Consider the following 19,261-nt stretch of genomic DNA (forward strand, 5'->3'; position numbering starts at 1 on the left):
GGATAGGTATGTTTTATGAGCGTCAATTTAAACGCCCTAAAAGAGTATAAAAGTGTAGATCTTAGGGCGACTGTAGAAACAGCGAGTCCACATAAGCTTATTTCGATGTTATTAGAAGGGGCGTTGACCTCTTTGGCCAAAGCTAAAGGCTCTATCGAACGTAAACAGATTGAAGAAAGAACTGAACACTTAAACAAAGCTTCAGATATTATCGTCGGTTTAAAAGGTGCGTTAGATTTAGAAAAGGGCGGCGAAGTGGCGGCTAATCTGGACGAACTTTATAATTACATGATACGTCAACTAATAGTGGCTAATCGTGAAAATAATGCTGATAAAGTTCAGGAAGTGATGGGGCTTATTTTGGAGATAAGGCAGGGCTGGTCGAGTATGCCGGTAGAGCTTCAGAACGATTAGTTTTTAGTTTGTTAAATTATGTGTAGTAGTTGCCTGTGAATCAGAAAAATGATCTTGTAAAAAAGGCTCTCGCTCTTGGGATTTCAAGTTATCAGAACTCTAATTTTCCACAGGCTAAAGCGTTATTTCAAAAAGTACTTCAGCTCGATGATAGTAATTTCTATGCATTGCATTTTCTCGGTATTATTCTTCTTCAAGAGCAGAATTACAAAATAGCGCAGCTTTTATTGGCAAAGGCTCTAGGTTTAAAGCCAAAGGATGCTGAGGTTAATCATCATTTGGGCTTAGCGTTTAAAGGTTTAGGTGATGCGGAAAGAGCTAGACACTGTTTTTCGGAAGCGGTCAAACTCGAACCATCCTTAGCGGTAGCGCATCTAGGTTATGCGGATGTTGTGTCGAGTATGGGGCGATATGAAGAGGCGGTAGGGGCATATAAAACGGCCTTAAAACACGATTCAACACTCATTAAGGCCCATAACAACCTTGGTATGGTGTATCGTAAAAAAGCAGATTTGGTTTCCGCAATCGCCTGTTATAAATCTGCATTAGGGTTAGATCCTTCGCGGTTGGATATTCATAGTAATTTACTCATGTGTATGGCATCTACTGATGGGGTGTCTCCGAGTGAATATCTGAAGGAAGCGATTTGTTATGGCACTCAAGCCCGAAAAGTAGCGGTTCCCTATACTGATTGGCCTTTGTTAGATAAGTCGCCGGGTAAAACATTAAATGTGGGTTTTGTATCTGGCGATCTTCGTAATCATCCAGTGGCTGCGTTTATTGAAAGCTTTATTGGCTGTTTTGATGATACAAAAATATCTCTTACTGCTTTTTCAACAACATCTAGGGTTGATAAGGTTAGTGAGAGGCTTAAAGGCTATTTCAAGGATTGGCATTGCATAGAAACATTAACGGATAAAGACGCCGCAACGCTTATCTATCAAAGTAAAGTGGATATTCTTATTGATTTATCTGGGCATACAGCGGGTAACCGGTTACCTGTTTTTGCTTGGAAACCCGCACCTATTCAAATTAGCTGGATCGGTTATTTTGCCAGTACTGGATTAGAAGAAATGGATTATATGCTACCAAATACAGCGCTTTCACCTGCTGAATTTGAATCGCATTATATTGAAAAACAGTGGCATATTAATTCTGCTGCTTGTTTACAGGTGCCTGAGTTTGATGTTGATGTTGCTGAGTTACCCGCAAGCCGTAATGGTTTTGTTACTTTTGGTAGTTTTCATAGCTTGGCAAAAATATCAGATTTGGTGATAGAAACTTGGTGTGAAATTTTACATCAAACACCGAACTCCAAACTCTTTTTTAAATGCAAGGAGTTGGTTGATATCCATTTTCGAGAGCATTTAATAGATCGATGTAAACGTCTGGGTATAGAGCAGGATCGTTTAATTATGGAAGAGGGCTCGCCGCTATCTGAGTATTTTGAAGCCTATAATAGAGTCGATATAGGTTTAGACCCGTTTCCTTATAATTCAGGGACTGTGGGTTATCATAGTTTATGGATGGGTGTTCCGTATATTGCTTTGCAAGGGGATCGTATTCTATCGCGTATAGGCTACTCTAACCTTTCACAAGTAGGGTTGAACCATTTGGTAGCTGATGATCGTACTCGCTATGTTGATGTAGCGGTTGATCTGGCATCAAATATTGAACAACTGGCTTTTATTCGTAAGGGACTGCGTGAAGTTGCACTAAATTCTGCACTGTTTAATGGGAAAAAGATGGCGGACGAGTTAGAGCATGTATTTAAAGAAATGTGGCAATGTTTTGTGAAGAAAAGTCAGCAATGAAAATTCTTGTCACTGGTGGTTCAGGCTTCATTGGTTCCGCATTTATTCGTTATTTAATGACGCATACTGAGCATGTTGTAATTAATTTAGACAAATTAACTTATGCGGCTAATGATGCTTGTTCGGTTTATGAGGTTAATTCCCGACGTTATCGTTTTTACCAGAAAGATTTGACTAACCTTTCAGCAATTACGCAGGTCATTGAATCCGAAGAACCTGATCGTATTATTAATTTTGCCGCAGAAACCCATGTTGATAGGTCAATTCATGGTCCAAATGCGTTTTTTCAGTCTAATATTGTTGGCACATATAACCTACTACAAGCGTCTCTGGCATATTGGCAGGGATTGCCCTCGGCTAGTCAGTCTGGCTTTAGGTTTCATCAAGTATCAACAGACGAGGTTTATGGGGAACTGACTGATGAGTTTGAATCTCCGTTTACGGAATCCTCACCAATTAAACCGAGTTCTCCTTATTCTGCCTCTAAAGCCAGTGCTGATAATTTAGTACAGGCTTGGGGAAAGACGTATGGTATGCCTACTTTAATTACACGTTCATCTAATAATTACGGCCCATGGCAATATATGGAGAAGCTTATTCCCGTTGTCATTAACTGCATAGTAAAGCAGGAACCTATTCCTATTTATGGTAAGGGGGACCAGCAACGTAATTGGTTACATGTGGATGATCATGTCAGTGCGCTTTATTGCGTGCTTACACAAGGCGATGTAGGAGAAATTTATAATATAGGTTCAGAGGATGAGCTGAAAAACATAGATCTTGTACAGTGTGTGTGCCGCATATCTGCATCATTATTGAACACTGAAGTAGACGACGTTCTTAAATTAATTACATATGTTGAAGATCGCCAAGGACATGATTTTCGTTATGCTTTGTCCAGTAAAAAAATAAAAAATGAGTTAGGCTGGGAGCCCTCCATTAGTTTTGATGCAGGCCTTGCTCAAACCATTGAGTGGTATCTTACATATTATGATGAGCGATAACGCTTAAGTGCCAAAAAGGTTCTAGTTATGAAGGCTATTTTATTGGCAGGGGGCTTAGGGTCGCGTTTATTCCCCGCAACTAAAAATATATCAAAGCAGTTGTTACCTATCTTTGATAAACCGATGGTTTATTACCCGTTATCTTTGCTCATGTTGGCAGAAATTCGCGACGTTCTCATTATTACCTCCCCTGAAGACAAAAATAGTTTTGAGCGTATGTTAGGTGATGGGAGTCACTTAGGGATGAGGTTGGAGTATGCAGCACAAAACGTGCCTAATGGTATAGCCAAAGCTTTTGAAATAGGTGCCGATTTTATTGGCAGCGAAAGAGTATGTTTAGTCTTAGGGGATAATCTGTTTTATGGAGACACGGTTAAACCTTTAATGTTGAAAGCGAAAGCGGCCCAGTTAGGGGCGACGGTATTTGGTTATAAAGTGCCTGATCCTCAAAGATATGGGGTTGTTGCATTTGATCAGTCCCTCAATGCGATATCCATTGAAGAGAAACCTTCTAAGCCTAAGTCTAATTTTGCCGTGACAGGCCTATATTTCTATGATCAAGACGTTGTAAGTATTGCGCAAAGTATTGTCCCATCAGCGCGAGGAGAGTATGAAATAACCTCTATTAATCAGGCTTATTTACAGGCTGGTCAGTTAAGTGTCGAACTATTAGATGAAGATGTTACATGGTTTGATGCGGGCACTCATGAGAGTTTACGTGAGGCTACTAATTTTGTGGCAGATACTCAGCGTACGGAATGTGAAACTATTGCTTGTCTTGAGGTGATTGCTTTTCAAAACAGTTGGATTTCACTGAATGATTTAGAATGTATTGCGAACAGTTATCCACAGAGCGATTACCGTCAACACCTTATTGAAACTATATTGAATGAAACACCCTTACTATAGGCCTTCGGCGCTGAATCAGGCTAAGCTTATTCAATATCTTGAAGATATTAATGAACGTAGATACTTTACAAATAATGGGCCTCTGGTTGGTGAGTTAAAGGAGAGACTTGAAGCGTATTTAGGTGTAAAAAATCTATTGCTTGTTTCAAGTGGCACCGTTGCATTACAGGTTGCGTATAAAGCGCTAGGGGTAAGCGGTAATATTATCACAACGCCTCTTAGCTTTGTTGCAACAGCCAGTGCCTACAAGTGGTTGAATAAGGAGCTTTGTTTTTCAGATATAGATTTAGAAACCCTCAATTTAGACCCCGCCCACGTTACTGATGTTGTAGCGCTTAACGCCAATGACTTAGTTGTTGCAACTCATTTGTATGGCAACCCTTGTGATATAGATTCTTTTAAACGACTTTCTCTGCGTTTTAAGAACAAAACAATTTATGATGCCTCCCATGCATTTGCGACACGTTATGGTGGGAAATGTGTGTTGTCTGAGGGTGATGCTTCAGTTATTAGTTTCCATGCCACAAAGCTCTTTCATACCATTGAAGGTGGGGGAATTGTTTTTGCATCCCATGAGGATTATCAGCGTGCCGAAAAGATGATTAACTTTGGTTTTGATCATCAAGGCCAAGTAATTGAGATTGGTATTAATGCGAAAATGAGTGAGTTTCATGCTGCTGTTGGACTCACGATGTTAGATGATATTGAATCAATGATTGATCAGCGTTGTGAAATGGTGGAGCACTATTTAACGTGCTTGGCGCCCTATGATGTAGAGTTTCCAAAACGACAGGAAGGCACTGATAGATGTTCACCTAGTTATATGCCCTTGATTCTTAATAGTGTTAAAGAGAGGGATTGCCTACATAAAATGCTGTTTGAAGAAGGGATTGAAACACGGAAATATTTTGAGGGCCTGATTAATAACCTAGCGGCTTATTCAAATCAGCCTTTATGTCTGCCAAATGCAGAAGTGGTCGAGAATAGGCTGCTGTGCTTACCTTTTTATGTAGACCTGGATTCAGCTGATATTTCCTATATATGTGAGCGAGTTGTTGCTGCTCTCGATGAAATTAGATCGAAGGCTTAGTAAAAAAAGAACCTTAAAAGCTACAAAGTATTATCGTGGTTTTTGATTAGAGTATTCATCTATTATGCTTAATATTGTTGTCGTTGGCCCTGGTTTAATGGGGAAGCAACATATCGCAAAGGTTGAGGCGATATCCGGCGTGACTTTGTCTGCTGTCGTGGCCCCAGCATCGTCAACTAATATTGATTATGTGGCGACACTGAACGTGCCAATGTTTAGTGATTTAGAAAGCTGTATTTTGTCACAGAAACCAGACGGGGTAATTATTGCTAGCCCGAATGAGTTTCATGCAGAGCAAGCTATCATTTGTATTAAGCATGACGTTCCTATTTTGCTTGAAAAGCCCTTAGCGATGAGTCTAACTGAGGGAAAACGTATTGTTGATTGTGCAAAGAACCAAGGTTTTGTTGATAAGGTAATTGTTGGACACCATCGTGTTTATAGTCCGTTAATTCAGTATGCCTCGAATATTATTCAAAGTGGTCGCTTGGGCAAGGTGGTTACCTTGCAGGGTAGTGCTCAATTTTATAAGCCTCAGCATTATTTTTTAGAAGGAGAGTGGCGAACGCGTACAGGTGGGGGGCCTATCCTCATTAATATGATTCATGAGATCAGTAATATGCGTAAACTTGTTGGTGAAATTGAAGCAGTGCAAGTTATAAGTTCTTCTGCGATGCGGGGTTATGACGTGGAGGATACGGCTGTGATTAACTTTCGTTTTGAGGGGGGAGTGCTTGGCTCATTTGTTTTATCAGACACGGCTGCATCTGCTCGTAGCTGGGAGTTTACATCGGCTGAAAACCCAAGCTACCCATATTATGGCGAAGAGCATTGCTATTCTGTTGCTGGCACTTTGGGATCAATTGATATACCAACCATGAAAGTTAAATCTTATGCGTCTTGCAAAGATGCTTCTTGGTGGGAACCTTTTCAAGAATCATGTGATGTCATCGAACGAAAAGATCCTTTGTTGCTGCAATTGGCGCATTTTAAAGCGGTCATAAACGGTGTTGAATCTCCTGCGGTATCTGTACTAGATGGCTCTCGTAATTTAGCCGTAGTTGAAGCTATTAAGCATGCAGGCCAAAGTGGTCGTTTAGAAAAAGTGGTTTATTAGTTATGCCAAAAAAGGTACTTCTAGTTGATACTAATTTTTCTTCACGTCCTATCTATGATGCCATTCTTAATATGGGGTATGAAGTTCATGTTGTTGGCGGAAACCCCAATGATGCGCTTGCTAAAACGGCGGAGAATTATTGGGAATTGGATTACTCTAATGTCGATAAATTAAAAGAATTAGTGGGCCGCGAAGGGTTTGATTTTATCGTTCCAGGATGTACTGATCGGTCATATACCTCTTGTGTCATGGTAAGTGAGGAGCGCTTTCCCGGTATTGAGTCATTAGATAATGATCAAACAATTAACCTTAAACATAAATATAGAGCATTGGGTAAAACATTAGGCCTAGAGTTTCCTCGCTTGTACACTGCTGAGCTTGATGAGAGTGACTTTCCAGTGATTGTAAAACCTGTGGATTCGTTTAGTGGTAAAGGGATTACGATTGTCGAGCATTCATCTACGCTTGATGATGCTATCAATTTTGCCAAGGTGGTGTCTCCCACTGGTCGTTATATAGTTGAAGAATATGTTGATGGGCAGTTATATAGTCATTCAGCATTTATTGAAAATAGATCTGTTAGTGCCGACTTTATAGTAAAAGAGGATTCATCTATAAACCCTTTTGCGGTTGATACAAGCAGTCTTTGTAGTCAGTTTGAGTCATCGTTATTGCAAACGTTGAGGTCGTCTATTGAGAGCATCGCCAAAAAGCTGAGATTGCTTGATGGATTGGTGCATACGCAGTTTATCCTCAAAGATGGATGTGTGTGTTTAATTGAAATGACGCGAAGGTGCCCCGGTGATCTTTATAGCCAATTGATTGAGCTTCAAACAGGGTTTCCCTATGTTGAAAATTATATCCGGCCATTTCTTGGTTTAGCGTTAGATACCGCGCCTTCTACCGATATTCAGCGCTATATTGTTAGGCATACGCTTTCTAGTAATGATGAAATTATTTATAACGGTGTCCGTTTTCTTCAGCCTATTACACTGAGTCGTTGGGTGCCGTTAAGGGTGACAGGAGACGTTGTCTTGCCAAGCCCGTATGGACGTGTGGGCGTATCATTCATTGATTGTCATAATGAGGCTGCCACCCAAGAGATCTATAGGCAGCTGATGGGCCGTGCATTGTATGTTTTATATTAAAAAATAATTACTAGAGAAATTATTTTATTTTGTCGCAGAAGAAAGTAGCTTCTGTATCGATTTTTTTGCTAAAGGCGACGTTGGTATTACTTAATGAATAAGAATAAAGCTCTCTTAGAGCAGTATCATAAATACATGATGCCAGTGCTTGATTTTAGAGAGATCGTCTTGACTAAAGGGGCGGGTAGTTATGTTTGGGATGTTGATGGTAATGAGTATTTAGATCTTAATAGTGGTCAATTCTGTTCTGTTTTTGGCCATTCTGATCCAGGTCTTTCTTCGCATCTGAATAGTATATCTGCAAGGCTCCAGGATACTGATACAGCTACTCTCTCGGTACCAGTATTACACGCTGCAAAATTGATGCATGAGATTTCTGGTGAGATGGATGGACGAATACTGTTTTTATCTACTGGTGCTGAGGCAAATGAATGTTGTCTGAAATATGCTAAACATTTAAAAGAAAAAAGCGGCGTTATTGCGTTTGATCAGGGTTACCATGGCCTGACACATGGCACTGCTGGGTATTCCATGTCTCGAGATAGAATACGGCCAGTACTCCCGCATTCTTATACTGTGAAAACCCCTTGTATTTATCATTCAGACCAGCCAAGTGTTGAGGAGTGTTTAGAGGAATTTAGTGCCTTATTAGAGGATAATCATGAAGATATAGCCGCAGCTATTTTTGAGCCGATAGTGTCTGGTGGGGGGTTTTATTTTCCGCCGAAAGCCTATTTTCAAGGAGTAAGAGAGCTTTGTGACCGTTATGGAATCTTTCTTATTTTTGATGAATGCCAAACAGGTATGGGTCGTACAGGTAGTTGGTTTTATTTTCAACAGCTAGATTGCGTGCCTGATTTTGTTGTCTGTGCAAAGGCTATTGGTTTGGGTTATCCGGTGTCATGTATTATTGCTAATGGGAATACGGTGTCTCAAGATCGCTTTATCATGCAGCATTTTAGCTCGCATCAAAATGAACCATTTTCGGGTGAGCTTGTTTCATACGGAATTCAAAGAATCATTGAGGATAACTTGCTAAGTAGTAATGAGACGCTAGGAACTTATTTGTTAGATTGTCTTCATCGACTATGTGCGACGCATAAGAGTGTTATGAACCCAAGGGGTCGTGGGTTAATGTGTGCTTTTGATCTTTGCTTTTCAGAGCTGACGACTGATGCTGAGGCGAAGATTAAAGGGGAGGAGTTTTGCAATTCAGCGCTTAATAGCGGCTTGTTACTTCAGCACTGTAATAATGGTAGAACGATACGTTTGCTTCCAAACTATATGATAACAAAGGAAGATGTTGATCGTTTGTATGACACACTAAATAATCTTTTTACAAAGGAAGAGGCGGCTAAAACCCTCGGTGATAATCATGAATTATATTAGTAACGCTATAGATTTAATGTCAGATAAGACGGTTGTTTATTGGGGCGCAGGTCGTCGGTTAAACGTATTTCTAACAGAATTTTGCATAGCATCAAATAGGTTGCCGCTCCCAGATTATATTTGTGATAGCACACGTACGATCGAGGAAGAGAGTATCGGTGGTGTGCCTGTCATCTCTTTTGACGAAGTTAAGAAAATGAAGGCCGCAGATACAATTATTGTTATGACCGCGGGTCTTCTTGATTTACAGGCGCAGGTCGTTAAGTCAGAGCTTTATTATTTTCCTATGTATCATTGCCGAGCGTTTGAAGTTTATTTTTATCTCAAAGAGCATGAGCAGCAATACGAACACTCTCTATCCTTGTTGCATGATAAACACTCCCGAGAGGTTTATCAGCAGTGTCTTACGGGTGTAATGAAGGGAGCGTTTTGGGATCAATCTTTATATGAGCCTTCGGCTTATTTTGATAATGATGTAGTCGGGTCGTTGGGAAATAATGAACGAATGGTCTTTGCGGGCGCTTTTAACGGAAAACATATTGATCGTATGCTGTTAAGTAATTCTGCTGTGAAAGTCGAAGCTTTTGAGCCTAGCAGCCGCTGGTCTGCTTATTTGAGAGATAAGTTTTCGGCTAATAAGAATGTAAATATCCATAATAAGATCTTGTGGAATCAATATGAAGATTTGGCTTTCTTAGAAGATGAGGGTAATGGCGGGTTAGATGCACATGTTGGAAAGGGGGGCGGCGACTCTACCGTCCAGGGAGTGCCGATAGATGATTACATTGACGGTCCTGTCACTCATATAGCCCTAGATGTAGAAGGTTCTGAACAGTATGTACTTAAAGGTGCTGAGTTAACAATTGCTCGTGATCGTCCTAAGTTAACAATTTGTCTTTATCATTCAATGGATGATTTTATTAATATACCGATTTTAATTAATGAAATGAGTAAGGGTGATTATAAACTGCATGTGAAACAGCATTCTTGTATTACAGCCATTGAAACTGTTTTATATGCCGTGTGATTTTAGATAAATGGAGCGTATAAAAGATTTTCAGTATTCACTTCCAACGCGTTTAGTGTTTGGTCGGCAGGCTCTTTCCGCGCTTGCTGATTTAGTCGCTGAATATAATGCCGGCACCGTCGCTATCGTCTCAGGGCAAGGTAGTTGTAGAAAAAGTGGTTTATATGATGAAGTTTTAGCAGTGCTTAGGGACCCTATTGTTGAGCTACGTAATTGTCCAGAAAATCCAGATACTGGTTTTATTGACTCATGTGTCGAGCAGTTAAAAAGTGTTGATGTAGGGCTTGTACTAGCGATTGGTGGGGGATCGGTTATTGATAGCGCTAAAGCTATCGCGTTGAGTGTGGCCAATAACTATGAAAATATCTGGCTTTACAAAAACTCTCGTGCTGCATTTCCTAAGCCTGCTATTGCTGTGGGCGTCATTTTAACGACGCTAGGGACTGGCTCGGAGGTAAATGGCGGGTTTGTTTTGGATAATAAAGCCGAGAAGGTAAAGGTTGGGTTGGCTAATTTATCGACAAGGCCGCGCTTCTCTTGCTGCAACCCTGAACATTCATACACGCTAAATAGCGACACATTACGTAATAATTACATAGATATTCTGTCTCATCTTCTAGAACAATATTTCTCTTTTACTGACCATGTTTCTGTAGTAGACCATATGCTTTTAGGAACTTTCTCTTATTTTATAGAGGAAGATAAACAGTTTTTATCTATAGATAAAAATTATGATACCCGCTCTGAGATGATGCTAACGTCTAGTCTTTCTATGTCTTACCTCTTCTCGTTAGGTAAAGATGTTGCTTGGTTACTGCACTTTTGTGCTCATCAAGTGGCAGTTGAAGCGACGATGAACCACGGGGAAAGCTTAGCATTCGTATTGCCCGGTTGGCTTCGCTACCTTGAGAGTTCTGGTCGTTATGACAATAAAATCCTGATATTAAAGCAGAAATTAGGTCTGGCTGATAAATCGCTGGGTGCTTACTTTACAGAGAAACTCGCTGTCTGGGGTTTTTTCTCTCGTACTTGCAATTTAGGGTCACGGCAATTAAAGCGGGTGGTTGATGAGCTTGAGTGTAATCAAGTGCTCTTGAGTCGAGCGGATATAGAACGGTCTGATTTAGAATGTATTTTATCTAACGTGGAGTGCTAGTGAAGTCTACATTATTGATTTTTCCGGTGGAGTCTGAAGAAAATTTTGAATCTTATTCTCTGTTACGTAGTTTTGGAATTAGAATTTTAGGGAGTAGCTCTATCCTAACTTCCTATTCTGAAGTGGATGAATTCGTACCGTTACCGTTTATAACTGCGAGCGATTTCCTAACTGAGTTTAGGAAAGTAATTAGTGAGCAAAATGTGACGCATTTTTATACATCTCATGCGGGTGTCTGGGGATTAATTAATAATTATTTGCAGCAGTCAGATTTAAATATAAATCTAATTATGTGTTCTGAATTCCCGTTTAAGAAAGAATGGGAGCGCTTAAGCCCGGCTGTCCAATGGGCGCGTGCTGTTTCATTTTCCTTGGATGTGTCTAAAAGTGAAGTAGACAATGCGCCGGTGCTTACGGAGGCTGAACTGTCTTCGTTATATAAGTTTTATTTTGCTATTCCCGGGCAATCTGATGCAACAAAGCTAGAGGCACTTGTAGCAATTACGCCCTTAATACCTCAAGGGGACTGGGTTGAAATTGGTTCATTATATGGACGTTCTTCATTTGCTTTAGGTTGGTTGGCTAATCGGTATACGCAAAGCTCATTATTTTGTGTCGACCCTTGGGATGAGATATTGGTAAAGCCTCAAGGAGGAAGGGCATCGGTATTAGATAACCAGATTGGTGATATAGATAGCGAACAAATTTTCAGGGTATTTTTATCATCGATTGGTATTTTGAATAATGTTACTTTTTTCAAAAAGACGTCTGCTGAAGCGATTAACGATTACCATCAACGGGTGAATACTCCTGAGAGCACCCGAGGTGATGCTGGGATTGCTTTCTTACATGTGGATGGCAATCATCATTATGACGAAGTCTCCCGTGATATTGGGCTCTGGGAGCCTTATGTTGATGTGGGAGGGTGGATTGCCATTGATGACTACCTTTGGGCATTTGGTGATGGCCCGAAAAAAGCAGGGGATGAGCTACTAGCTACTAATCGTTTTGATACGGCGTTTGTGACAGGGGATACTTTATATATACGTAAAGAATATATGTGAATAGGCGTCAAAATATAGGCGTTCCTTTTCCTGTTTTTAAGCTCTGTCATTTAATTGACATTCCGTGCTATGGTTGCCACTATTGGTTCTACTCAAATCAGGTAGAGATAAGCAGGAATGACTGCGCAGCCAAAACTATTAATTATTGATGATGATCTAAGTCGCAGAGAGTTGATCTCCGCTGCGCTTTCCTTCTTAGGTCGGCCTTTCAAATTCTATGGATTTGTTGATTGGTTGCAGTCAGATGACCAAACACTCAAAGGTGATAAAGTCTCTTTAGTGTTGCTTGGACAAAGTGAATTACCTATATCCCTTGAAAAGCTGCTACGCAATTTACAGCAAAAAACACCTGATGCTGCTGTTGTTACTTTAGATGAATGGTCTGAAGTCGCTGAGCTGCCTGATGATCTGAAAAGTGGTGTGACAGGGCAGTTAAATGTGCCCTTTAGTTATCAAGAGTTACTCGATCAATTACATAAAGCTCAACTTTATTCTCGGCCGCCTCAGGGGGCAGGGGATGCGAATAATCCTCCTTCAGAGCTGTTTTCAAGTTTAGTCGGTAGTAGTCGGCCTATGAGGCTGGTGCGACAGGCTATGTCTCAAGTAACGGGACGTGATGTCAATGTCTTAATTACAGGAGAGTCGGGTACTGGTAAAGAGGTGGTTGCTCGGAACCTGCATGATTATTCTGTACGTAAAAATGGCCCATTCGTGCCGATTAACTGTGGAGCTATTCCTGCAGATTTGCTTGAAAGTGAGTTGTTTGGTCACGAACGGGGAGCTTTTACGGGTGCGGTTTCTAGTCGTTCAGGTCGTTTTGAGCTGGCTCAAGGGGGGACGCTTTTTCTTGATGAAGTAGGTGATATGCCTTTATCTATGCAGGTAAAACTATTACGTGTGCTTCAAGAGCGAAAGTTTGAGCGTATCGGTGGCACTAAAACACTTGAAGCGGATATACGTGTTATCGCCGCAACGCATAAAAACCTTGAAGAGATGATTGAAGAAGGGACCTTTAGAGAGGATCTTTATTATCGCCTCAATGTTTTCCCAATTGAGATGCCGCCATTACGAGAGCGAACCGAAGATATTCCTCTGTTACTGGATGAGTTATTGGGCCGATTAAAAAAACAAGGTTTTGACTCTGTCAGATTTCAAATGAGCGCTCTAGAGTCCTTAAAGGCCCATCCTTGGCCTGGTAATGTGAGAGAGCTGTCCAATCTTGCTGAGCGGCTAGCAATTCTTTTTCCTAATGGCGTTGTTGGTGTTTCTGAGTTGCCGGCCCGTTTTCAGCATGTTGAAGAACCTGATCCAGCGCGTTATGCGAATACGGAAGAGCTGTTGGAATCATCCTCTGTTACTGGCGCTATAGCTTCTGTCACTCATTTAGACCATCTGCCTGAAGAGGGGCTGGATCTTAAGGCTCATTTAGAAGCTATTGAGCGGAGCTTAATTGAGCAATCATTGGCAGTACATGATGGTGTTGTTGCTAGAGCCGCTGAGTTGTTAAAAATTAGGCGAACGACCTTAGTAGAAAAAATGCGTAAATATGGGATGCAACGTAAGTAATATGAATGATATCGAACGCTATAAAGCCCGTATTACGGAATTAGAAGCTGCCTTAAGTCAGGCGCAAGAATCTCTAGTAAATGAATCTCTTCAACGTCAAAAAAATGAAGATAAAAATATTGGGCTTAGTGACCGCTTTCAAAATTTACTGTCGATTTTGCCGGCTGGTGTTGTCCTTATTAATGGCGCAGGCAAAGTGGCTGAAGCCAATCCTGCAGCGGAAAACTTTTTGGGCACCCCTCTGATCGGGCAGTTGTGGTTTGACATTATTAACCGCAGTTTTGCACCTCGTGGCGATGATGGCCATGAAGTTTCTTTAAAAGATGGTCGCCGTGTAAGTTTGATGACCCGTGCGATGGATAGTGAGCCGGGCCAGTTAGTGTTACTGACAGACCAAACCGAAACACGGTTGTTGCAAGGACGTGTTTCCCATTATCAACGGTTATCTGAAATGGGTCGTATGATGGCCTCATTGGCGCATCAGATTCGGACGCCGCTATCTGCTGCGTTACTGTATGTTGATCACCTAATGCGCCCAGATCTTTTGGTTGAACAGCGACAGAAGTTTGCACGTAAAGCTAAATCTCGCTTAACCAACCTTGAGCAGCAAGTGCGAGATATGCTGATTTTTGCACGGGGAGAGATGCGGTTGGATGATCTGATCTCTTCTTCCTCATTTATGCGGGAGTTAGAGGATATGCTCGACCTTCCTCTAGTCAGCTATGATGCTGATTGTGATTGTATCAATGATGTCCCTAACTATGAGTTTCAATGTAATAAAGATGCACTATTAGGTGTATGTATTAACTTGGTTGAAAACGCGCTGCAGGCAAGTGGTAAAGGGTGCGAATTAACTATACGTTTTACGGATGACGCGGGCCGCATAGCCCTGCAGATTATTGATCAAGGGCAAGGTATGGCGCCGGAGCAGGTAAAGCGTGCGCTAGAGCCTTTTTATACAACTAAGTCCCATGGTACAGGGTTGGGTTTAGCTGTGGCTCAGGTGGTTGCTCATGCTCATCATGGTGAATTTTTAATACGCTCCACTCTGGGGGAGGGCACTGTTGCTACTATAGTATTGCCGTGCCTATCAACCAAATAACTCTAAGCTTGAGCGATATACAATATGCCTAATAAGATAATGATTGTTGAAGATGACAATGAGTTACGAGAAGCGCTTTGCGATACGTTAGAGCTAGCGGGTTTCTCTTATATTGAGGCGCCTGATGCTGAAGAGGCCTTAGCGTTACTCGCCAAACATCAGGTCGATATGGTTGTTACTGATGTGAATATGCCCGGTATGGATGGTCATCAGCTTTTAGATGAGATTCGGAAGTTGCATCCAGGGCTACCTGTTATGTTAATCACTGCATTTGGCCAAGTGAGCAAAGCGGTTGAGGCGATTAAGGCAGGTGCTGTTGATTATTTAATGAAACCTTTTGATTCTGAAGCCCTTATTTCTGCGGTACGTCGTTTTGCCTCGGGCGCTGTTGTAGCACCAGAAGCACAACAGCCCATTGCCGAAGAGAGTAGTAGTAAGCAATTACTTCAATTGGCGAGACGGGTGGCTGCTTCAGATTCTACAGTGCTTATCTCTGGTGAATCAGGAACGGGTAAAGAGGTTTTAGCCCAATATATTCATAACCACTCCTCACGAGCGGATAAACCGTTTATTGCCATCAATTGCGCAGCTATCCCTGAAAATATGTTGGAAGCTACGCTATTTGGGCATGAAAAAGGGGCGTTCACTGGAGCATATACCAGCTCTCCCGGTAAGTTTGAACAAGCTGATGGGGGAACTTTGCTGTTAGATGAAGTGTCGGAAATGGATTTAGGTTTACAGGCAAAACTGTTACGCGTTTTGCAGGAGCAAGAAGTTGAGCGTATCGGTGGGCGTAAAGTGATATCACTCAATGTCCGTGTGATTGCTACGACTAACCGCAAGCTTGAAACTTATGTTTCTGAGGGTAAGTTTCGAGAAGATCTTTATTACCGTTTAAATGTGTTTCCTCTTCAATGGCGACCCTTGAGAGAGCGGCCAGCGGATATAGTGCCTTTAGCAGAGCTTTTATTTAGCAAGTATTGTCAAAAGATGCAGCGTTCCCCTGTTGGTTTGTCCTCTGAAGTTGTTAATGCGCTAGTTGAGCATACTTGGCCGGGTAATGTTAGGGAGTTAGATAATGTGGTTCAGCGTGCTTTGATTCTGCAAGGGGGGGCTGAGATTCGAATGGCTGATCTTATGCTTAATCCTGCTGACATTCCCCAGGCGGAAATATCGGAAGTAGAGACCGAATTAGATGATGAAGATTTGGTGGGTCAGTTGGGCGAAGGTATGCGTCAACATGAATTCCAATTAATTATCGATGCGTTGAAAGCTACTCATGGAAGCCGCAAGGATGCCGCTGAAAATTTAGGGATAAGTCCCCGAACGTTGCGTTATAAATTAGCAAAAATGCGTGAGCTAGGCTTAGATTTGGATAAATTGCTCGGTCGTTGAAGAATTGAGTGATAATAAAAAAGTCCTTATAAATTAGTAGGTTGCTGGATTTCTGAGACTAAGGTCTTAGCTCGGATATACCAAGGTCTAATTCAGGGTATTGCTCTCCCTTCTGTATAAACCTAGGACAGATATTTAACCTCGTTTGCGTCTGATAATAAAAAAATACCAAAAACATAGACGATCTGAGGGTATTTGATAATTACAACAATCAAGCTAAGGGCATCACGATGAGTGAAAAAATATATCCAGTTCGTCCGGAGATAGCGGCACAGGCGCACATTGATAATGATAAATATCTAGCAATGTACGATCAGTCTGTGAATGATCCAGACACATTCTGGGGTGAAGCAGGTAAACGCCTAGATTGGTTCAAACCATATACTAAAGTTAAAAACACATCTTTTGATCCACATAATGTTGATATCCGTTGGTTCGAAGATGGTACGTTAAATGCCTCATACAACTGCCTTGATCGTCATCTAGAAACTCGCGGTGATCAGGTTGCTATCATTTGGGAAGGAGATGACCCAAGTGAGTCTGAGAATATTACTTACCGTCAACTACATGAACGTGTTTGTAAGTTCTCAAATGCGCTTAAAGCGCGTGGCGTTAAAAAAGGCGATGTTGTAACTCTTTACATGCCAATGATCCCTGAAGCTGCTGTTGCGATGCTGGCATGTACACGTATTGGTGCAGTGCATTCAATCGTATTTGGTGGTTTCTCGCCGGAAGCATTAGCTGCGCGTATCGAAGGTGCAGATTCCAAAGTCGTTGTTACTTCAAACTACTCCCTACGTGCAGGTAAATCTGTACCGCTTAAAGCTAATGTTGATAAAGCGTTAGAGCATGAAGCAGCGAAAGAGCGTGTTGAGAGCGTAATCGTTGTTAACCGTGTTGATAAAGACGTTGCTTGGAATGACAAGGTTGATGTTTGGTATGAAGATCTTGTAGCCGATGCTTCTGCAGATTGCGCTCCTGAAGAGATGGAAGCGGAAGCGCCAATGTTTATCCTTTACACATCCGGTTCAACGGGTGCGCCAAAAGGTCTTGAGCATACAACCGGCGGCTACATGGTTTACGCGTCTATGACGCATGAGTATGCCTTTGATTATAAAGAAGGTGACATCTACTGGTGTACTGCTGATGTAGGTTGGGTTACAGGTCACAGTTATATCGTGTATGGACCGCTTGCTAACGGCGGCACGTCCTTGATGTTTGAAGGTGTTCCAAGCTACCCAGATAACAGCCGCTTTGGTCGTGTTATTGAAAAACATAAAGTTAATCAATTCTACACTGCGCCAACCGCGATTCGTGCCTTGATGCAGCAAGGTGAAGATGTTCTAGGTGATTCCGACCTATCTTCACTACGTATCTTAGGTTCAGTAGGTGAACCGATTAACCCTGAGGCGTGGGAATGGTATTACCGTGTTATTGGTCAGAGCCGTTGCCCAATTGTTGATACGTGGTGGCAGACAGAAACAGGTGGCATGATGATCTTGCCTCTACCTGGTGCTACCGCTGCTAAACCAGGCGCTGCTTCACGTCCATTCTTTGGTGTTCAGCCAGCGTTGCTTGATGCGGATGGTAATGAGCTAGAAGGTGCTACAGATGGCAACCTAGTTATTAAAGACTCATGGCCTGGTCAGAGCCGTTCTATCTGGGGTGATCATGAGCGCTTTATCCAGACTTACTTCTCTACCTACAAAGGCTATTACACTACAGGTGATGGTGCGCGTCGTGATGAAGATGGATATTACTGGATCACAGGTCGTGTAGATGACGTAATTAACGTTTCTGGTCACCGTATGGGTACCGCTGAGGTTGAGTCAGCACTTGTTGCGCATCCTGCTGTAGCTGAAGCCGCTGTAGTAGGTTACCCGCATGAAGTTAAGGGTCAGGGTATCTACGTATACGTGACGCTACAGTCCGGCTACGAGCAATCAGATGAGCTACTGAAAGAACTGCGTATGCATGTTCGCTCTGAGATTGGTCCAATTGCTTCGCCTGACTTGATTCAATTTGCACCAGGCATGCCGAAAACTCGTTCCGGTAAAATCATGCGCCGTATCTTACGTAAGATTGCTGAAGATGATTTTGATGCATTAGGTGATACCTCAACACTGGCTGATCCGTCGGTTGTAGATGATCTCATCAATAACCGAATGAACCGTGCTAAGTAATATTTTTTAATATTTAGTCTAAAAAACTCTCGTAGGACTCGGAATATCCGAGACTTACGGGAGTTTTTTGTTCTATAGTAGTAGTTAAATCACTGGAAAACCGTTCCATTTACGGTCGGCGTTCGAGTAACAGTTTCTTAAGGGGGAATTGAACGCATGCAGTTAGCTCAAAAAATTATTATTGCAGATGATCATCCACTATTTCGCGCGGCTTTGAAGCAGGCGGTTGCTCAGGCACTGCCCGGCGTCGAGACGATAGAAGCAGATTCTCTACCGGCTGTTCAGGAGGCTGTTGACCAGCATTCTGATGCTGATCTTGTTTTGCTTGATATTCACATGCCAGGTACTAATGGATTCTCAGGTTTAGTTTTTCTTCGTGGTCAAAATCCAGGGATACCTGTGGTTGTAGTTTCCGGAAGCGAGCAGCCTCATATTATGAAGCGTGCAATTGATTATGGTGCTTCTGGTTTTATTCCAAAATCTTCTTCTTTAGAAACAATAGCGGATGCGATTGTTGCGGTACTAAAAGGGGAGGAATGGTTGCCACAGGAGGTTGCAGATAATCTTCCTGATGTAAGTGAAGATGATCAGAAGTTTGCAGTCGCTTTAGCGGCCTTAACGCCGCAGCAATTTCGCGTCTTGACTATGTTGACTGAAGGGCTGCTAAACAAGCAGATTGCTTATGAATTAAATGTTTCAGAAGCGACCATCAAAGCGCATGTAACTGCTATCTTACGTAAATTGGGCGTTCATAGTCGTACACAGGCGGTAATCGCAGCACAACGTTTGGGTGTAGAACCGCCTAAAACTGATTTAGAGTAACTTGTAGCTCGTTGATTTTAATAAGGCGCTTAATGCGCCTTTTTTCATGTCTGTGGCACAG

The 19,261-nt window shown here is 42.0% G+C and carries 16 protein-coding genes; all 16 read left to right on the plus strand.

The window, feature by feature from the left end:
* The first annotated feature begins 15 nt into the window (after positions 1–15).
* A complete protein-coding gene (fliS, locus tag Q4486_RS10240; RefSeq protein WP_303418679.1) occupies positions 16–414 on the plus strand; it encodes a flagellar export chaperone FliS in 399 nt (132 codons plus the stop codon).
* A 35-nt stretch (positions 415–449) separates the two neighbouring features.
* Complete coding sequence (locus Q4486_RS10245; RefSeq protein ID WP_303519331.1) at positions 450–2,228, plus strand: tetratricopeptide repeat protein; 1,779 nt, start codon at positions 450–452, stop codon at positions 2,226–2,228.
* Positions 2,225–3,232 (plus strand): dTDP-glucose 4,6-dehydratase, encoded by a 1,008-nt coding sequence (gene rfbB / locus Q4486_RS10250; RefSeq protein ID WP_303519332.1) that lies wholly within the window; start codon positions 2,225–2,227, stop codon positions 3,230–3,232. Before Q4486_RS10245 ends, rfbB begins: the two co-directional genes overlap by 4 nt.
* A 27-nt stretch (positions 3,233–3,259) precedes the next feature.
* The gene (gene rfbA, locus Q4486_RS10255) at positions 3,260–4,141 is read left to right on the plus strand and encodes a glucose-1-phosphate thymidylyltransferase RfbA (RefSeq protein ID WP_303519334.1); all 882 of its coding nucleotides are present in this window, start codon (positions 3,260–3,262) and stop codon (positions 4,139–4,141) included.
* Complete coding sequence (locus Q4486_RS10260) at positions 4,122–5,231, plus strand: DegT/DnrJ/EryC1/StrS aminotransferase family protein (protein WP_303519335.1); 1,110 nt, start codon at positions 4,122–4,124, stop codon at positions 5,229–5,231. Before rfbA ends, Q4486_RS10260 begins: the two co-directional genes overlap by 20 nt.
* 64 nt (positions 5,232–5,295) lie before the next feature.
* A complete protein-coding gene (locus Q4486_RS10265; protein ID WP_303519337.1) occupies positions 5,296–6,348 on the plus strand; it encodes a Gfo/Idh/MocA family protein in 1,053 nt (350 codons plus the stop codon).
* A 2-nt stretch (positions 6,349–6,350) separates the two neighbouring features.
* The gene (locus Q4486_RS10270; RefSeq protein ID WP_303519339.1) at positions 6,351–7,496 is read left to right on the plus strand and encodes an acetyl-CoA carboxylase biotin carboxylase subunit family protein; all 1,146 of its coding nucleotides are present in this window, start codon (positions 6,351–6,353) and stop codon (positions 7,494–7,496) included.
* Between the two features lie 93 nt (positions 7,497–7,589).
* A complete protein-coding gene (locus Q4486_RS10275) occupies positions 7,590–8,885 on the plus strand; it encodes an aspartate aminotransferase family protein (protein WP_303519341.1) in 1,296 nt (431 codons plus the stop codon).
* On the plus strand, positions 8,872–9,912 hold the full coding sequence (locus tag Q4486_RS10280; protein WP_303519342.1) for an FkbM family methyltransferase: 1,041 nt from the start codon (positions 8,872–8,874) through the stop codon (positions 9,910–9,912). The genes Q4486_RS10275 and Q4486_RS10280 overlap by 14 nt, the downstream gene beginning before the upstream one ends.
* 10 nt (positions 9,913–9,922) lie before the next feature.
* The gene (locus tag Q4486_RS10285) at positions 9,923–11,068 is read left to right on the plus strand and encodes an iron-containing alcohol dehydrogenase (protein WP_303519344.1); all 1,146 of its coding nucleotides are present in this window, start codon (positions 9,923–9,925) and stop codon (positions 11,066–11,068) included.
* The gene (locus Q4486_RS10290; RefSeq protein ID WP_303519345.1) at positions 11,068–12,132 is read left to right on the plus strand and encodes a class I SAM-dependent methyltransferase; all 1,065 of its coding nucleotides are present in this window, start codon (positions 11,068–11,070) and stop codon (positions 12,130–12,132) included. The genes Q4486_RS10285 and Q4486_RS10290 overlap by 1 nt, the downstream gene beginning before the upstream one ends.
* Positions 12,133–12,249: 117 nt before the next feature.
* Positions 12,250–13,698 carry a sigma-54 dependent transcriptional regulator gene (locus Q4486_RS10295; protein WP_303519346.1) on the plus strand — a complete coding sequence of 483 codons (1,449 nt, stop codon included), beginning with the start codon at positions 12,250–12,252 and terminating at the stop codon, positions 13,696–13,698.
* A 1-nt stretch (position 13,699) separates the two neighbouring features.
* The gene (locus tag Q4486_RS10300; protein WP_303519348.1) at positions 13,700–14,800 is read left to right on the plus strand and encodes a PAS domain-containing sensor histidine kinase; all 1,101 of its coding nucleotides are present in this window, start codon (positions 13,700–13,702) and stop codon (positions 14,798–14,800) included.
* 24 nt (positions 14,801–14,824) lie between these two features.
* A complete protein-coding gene (locus Q4486_RS10305) occupies positions 14,825–16,195 on the plus strand; it encodes a sigma-54 dependent transcriptional regulator (RefSeq protein WP_303519349.1) in 1,371 nt (456 codons plus the stop codon).
* Between the two features lie 230 nt (positions 16,196–16,425).
* Positions 16,426–18,378 (plus strand): acetate--CoA ligase, encoded by a 1,953-nt coding sequence (acs, locus tag Q4486_RS10310; protein ID WP_303418654.1) that lies wholly within the window; start codon positions 16,426–16,428, stop codon positions 18,376–18,378.
* A gap of 156 nt (positions 18,379–18,534) precedes the next feature.
* Positions 18,535–19,200 (plus strand): response regulator transcription factor, encoded by a 666-nt coding sequence (locus Q4486_RS10315; protein ID WP_067866510.1) that lies wholly within the window; start codon positions 18,535–18,537, stop codon positions 19,198–19,200.
* Positions 19,201–19,261 lie beyond the last annotated feature (61 nt).

The sequence above is a fragment of the Neptuniibacter sp. 2_MG-2023 genome, assembly GCF_030547495.1.
Classification (GTDB): domain Bacteria; phylum Pseudomonadota; class Gammaproteobacteria; order Pseudomonadales; family Balneatricaceae; genus Neptuniibacter.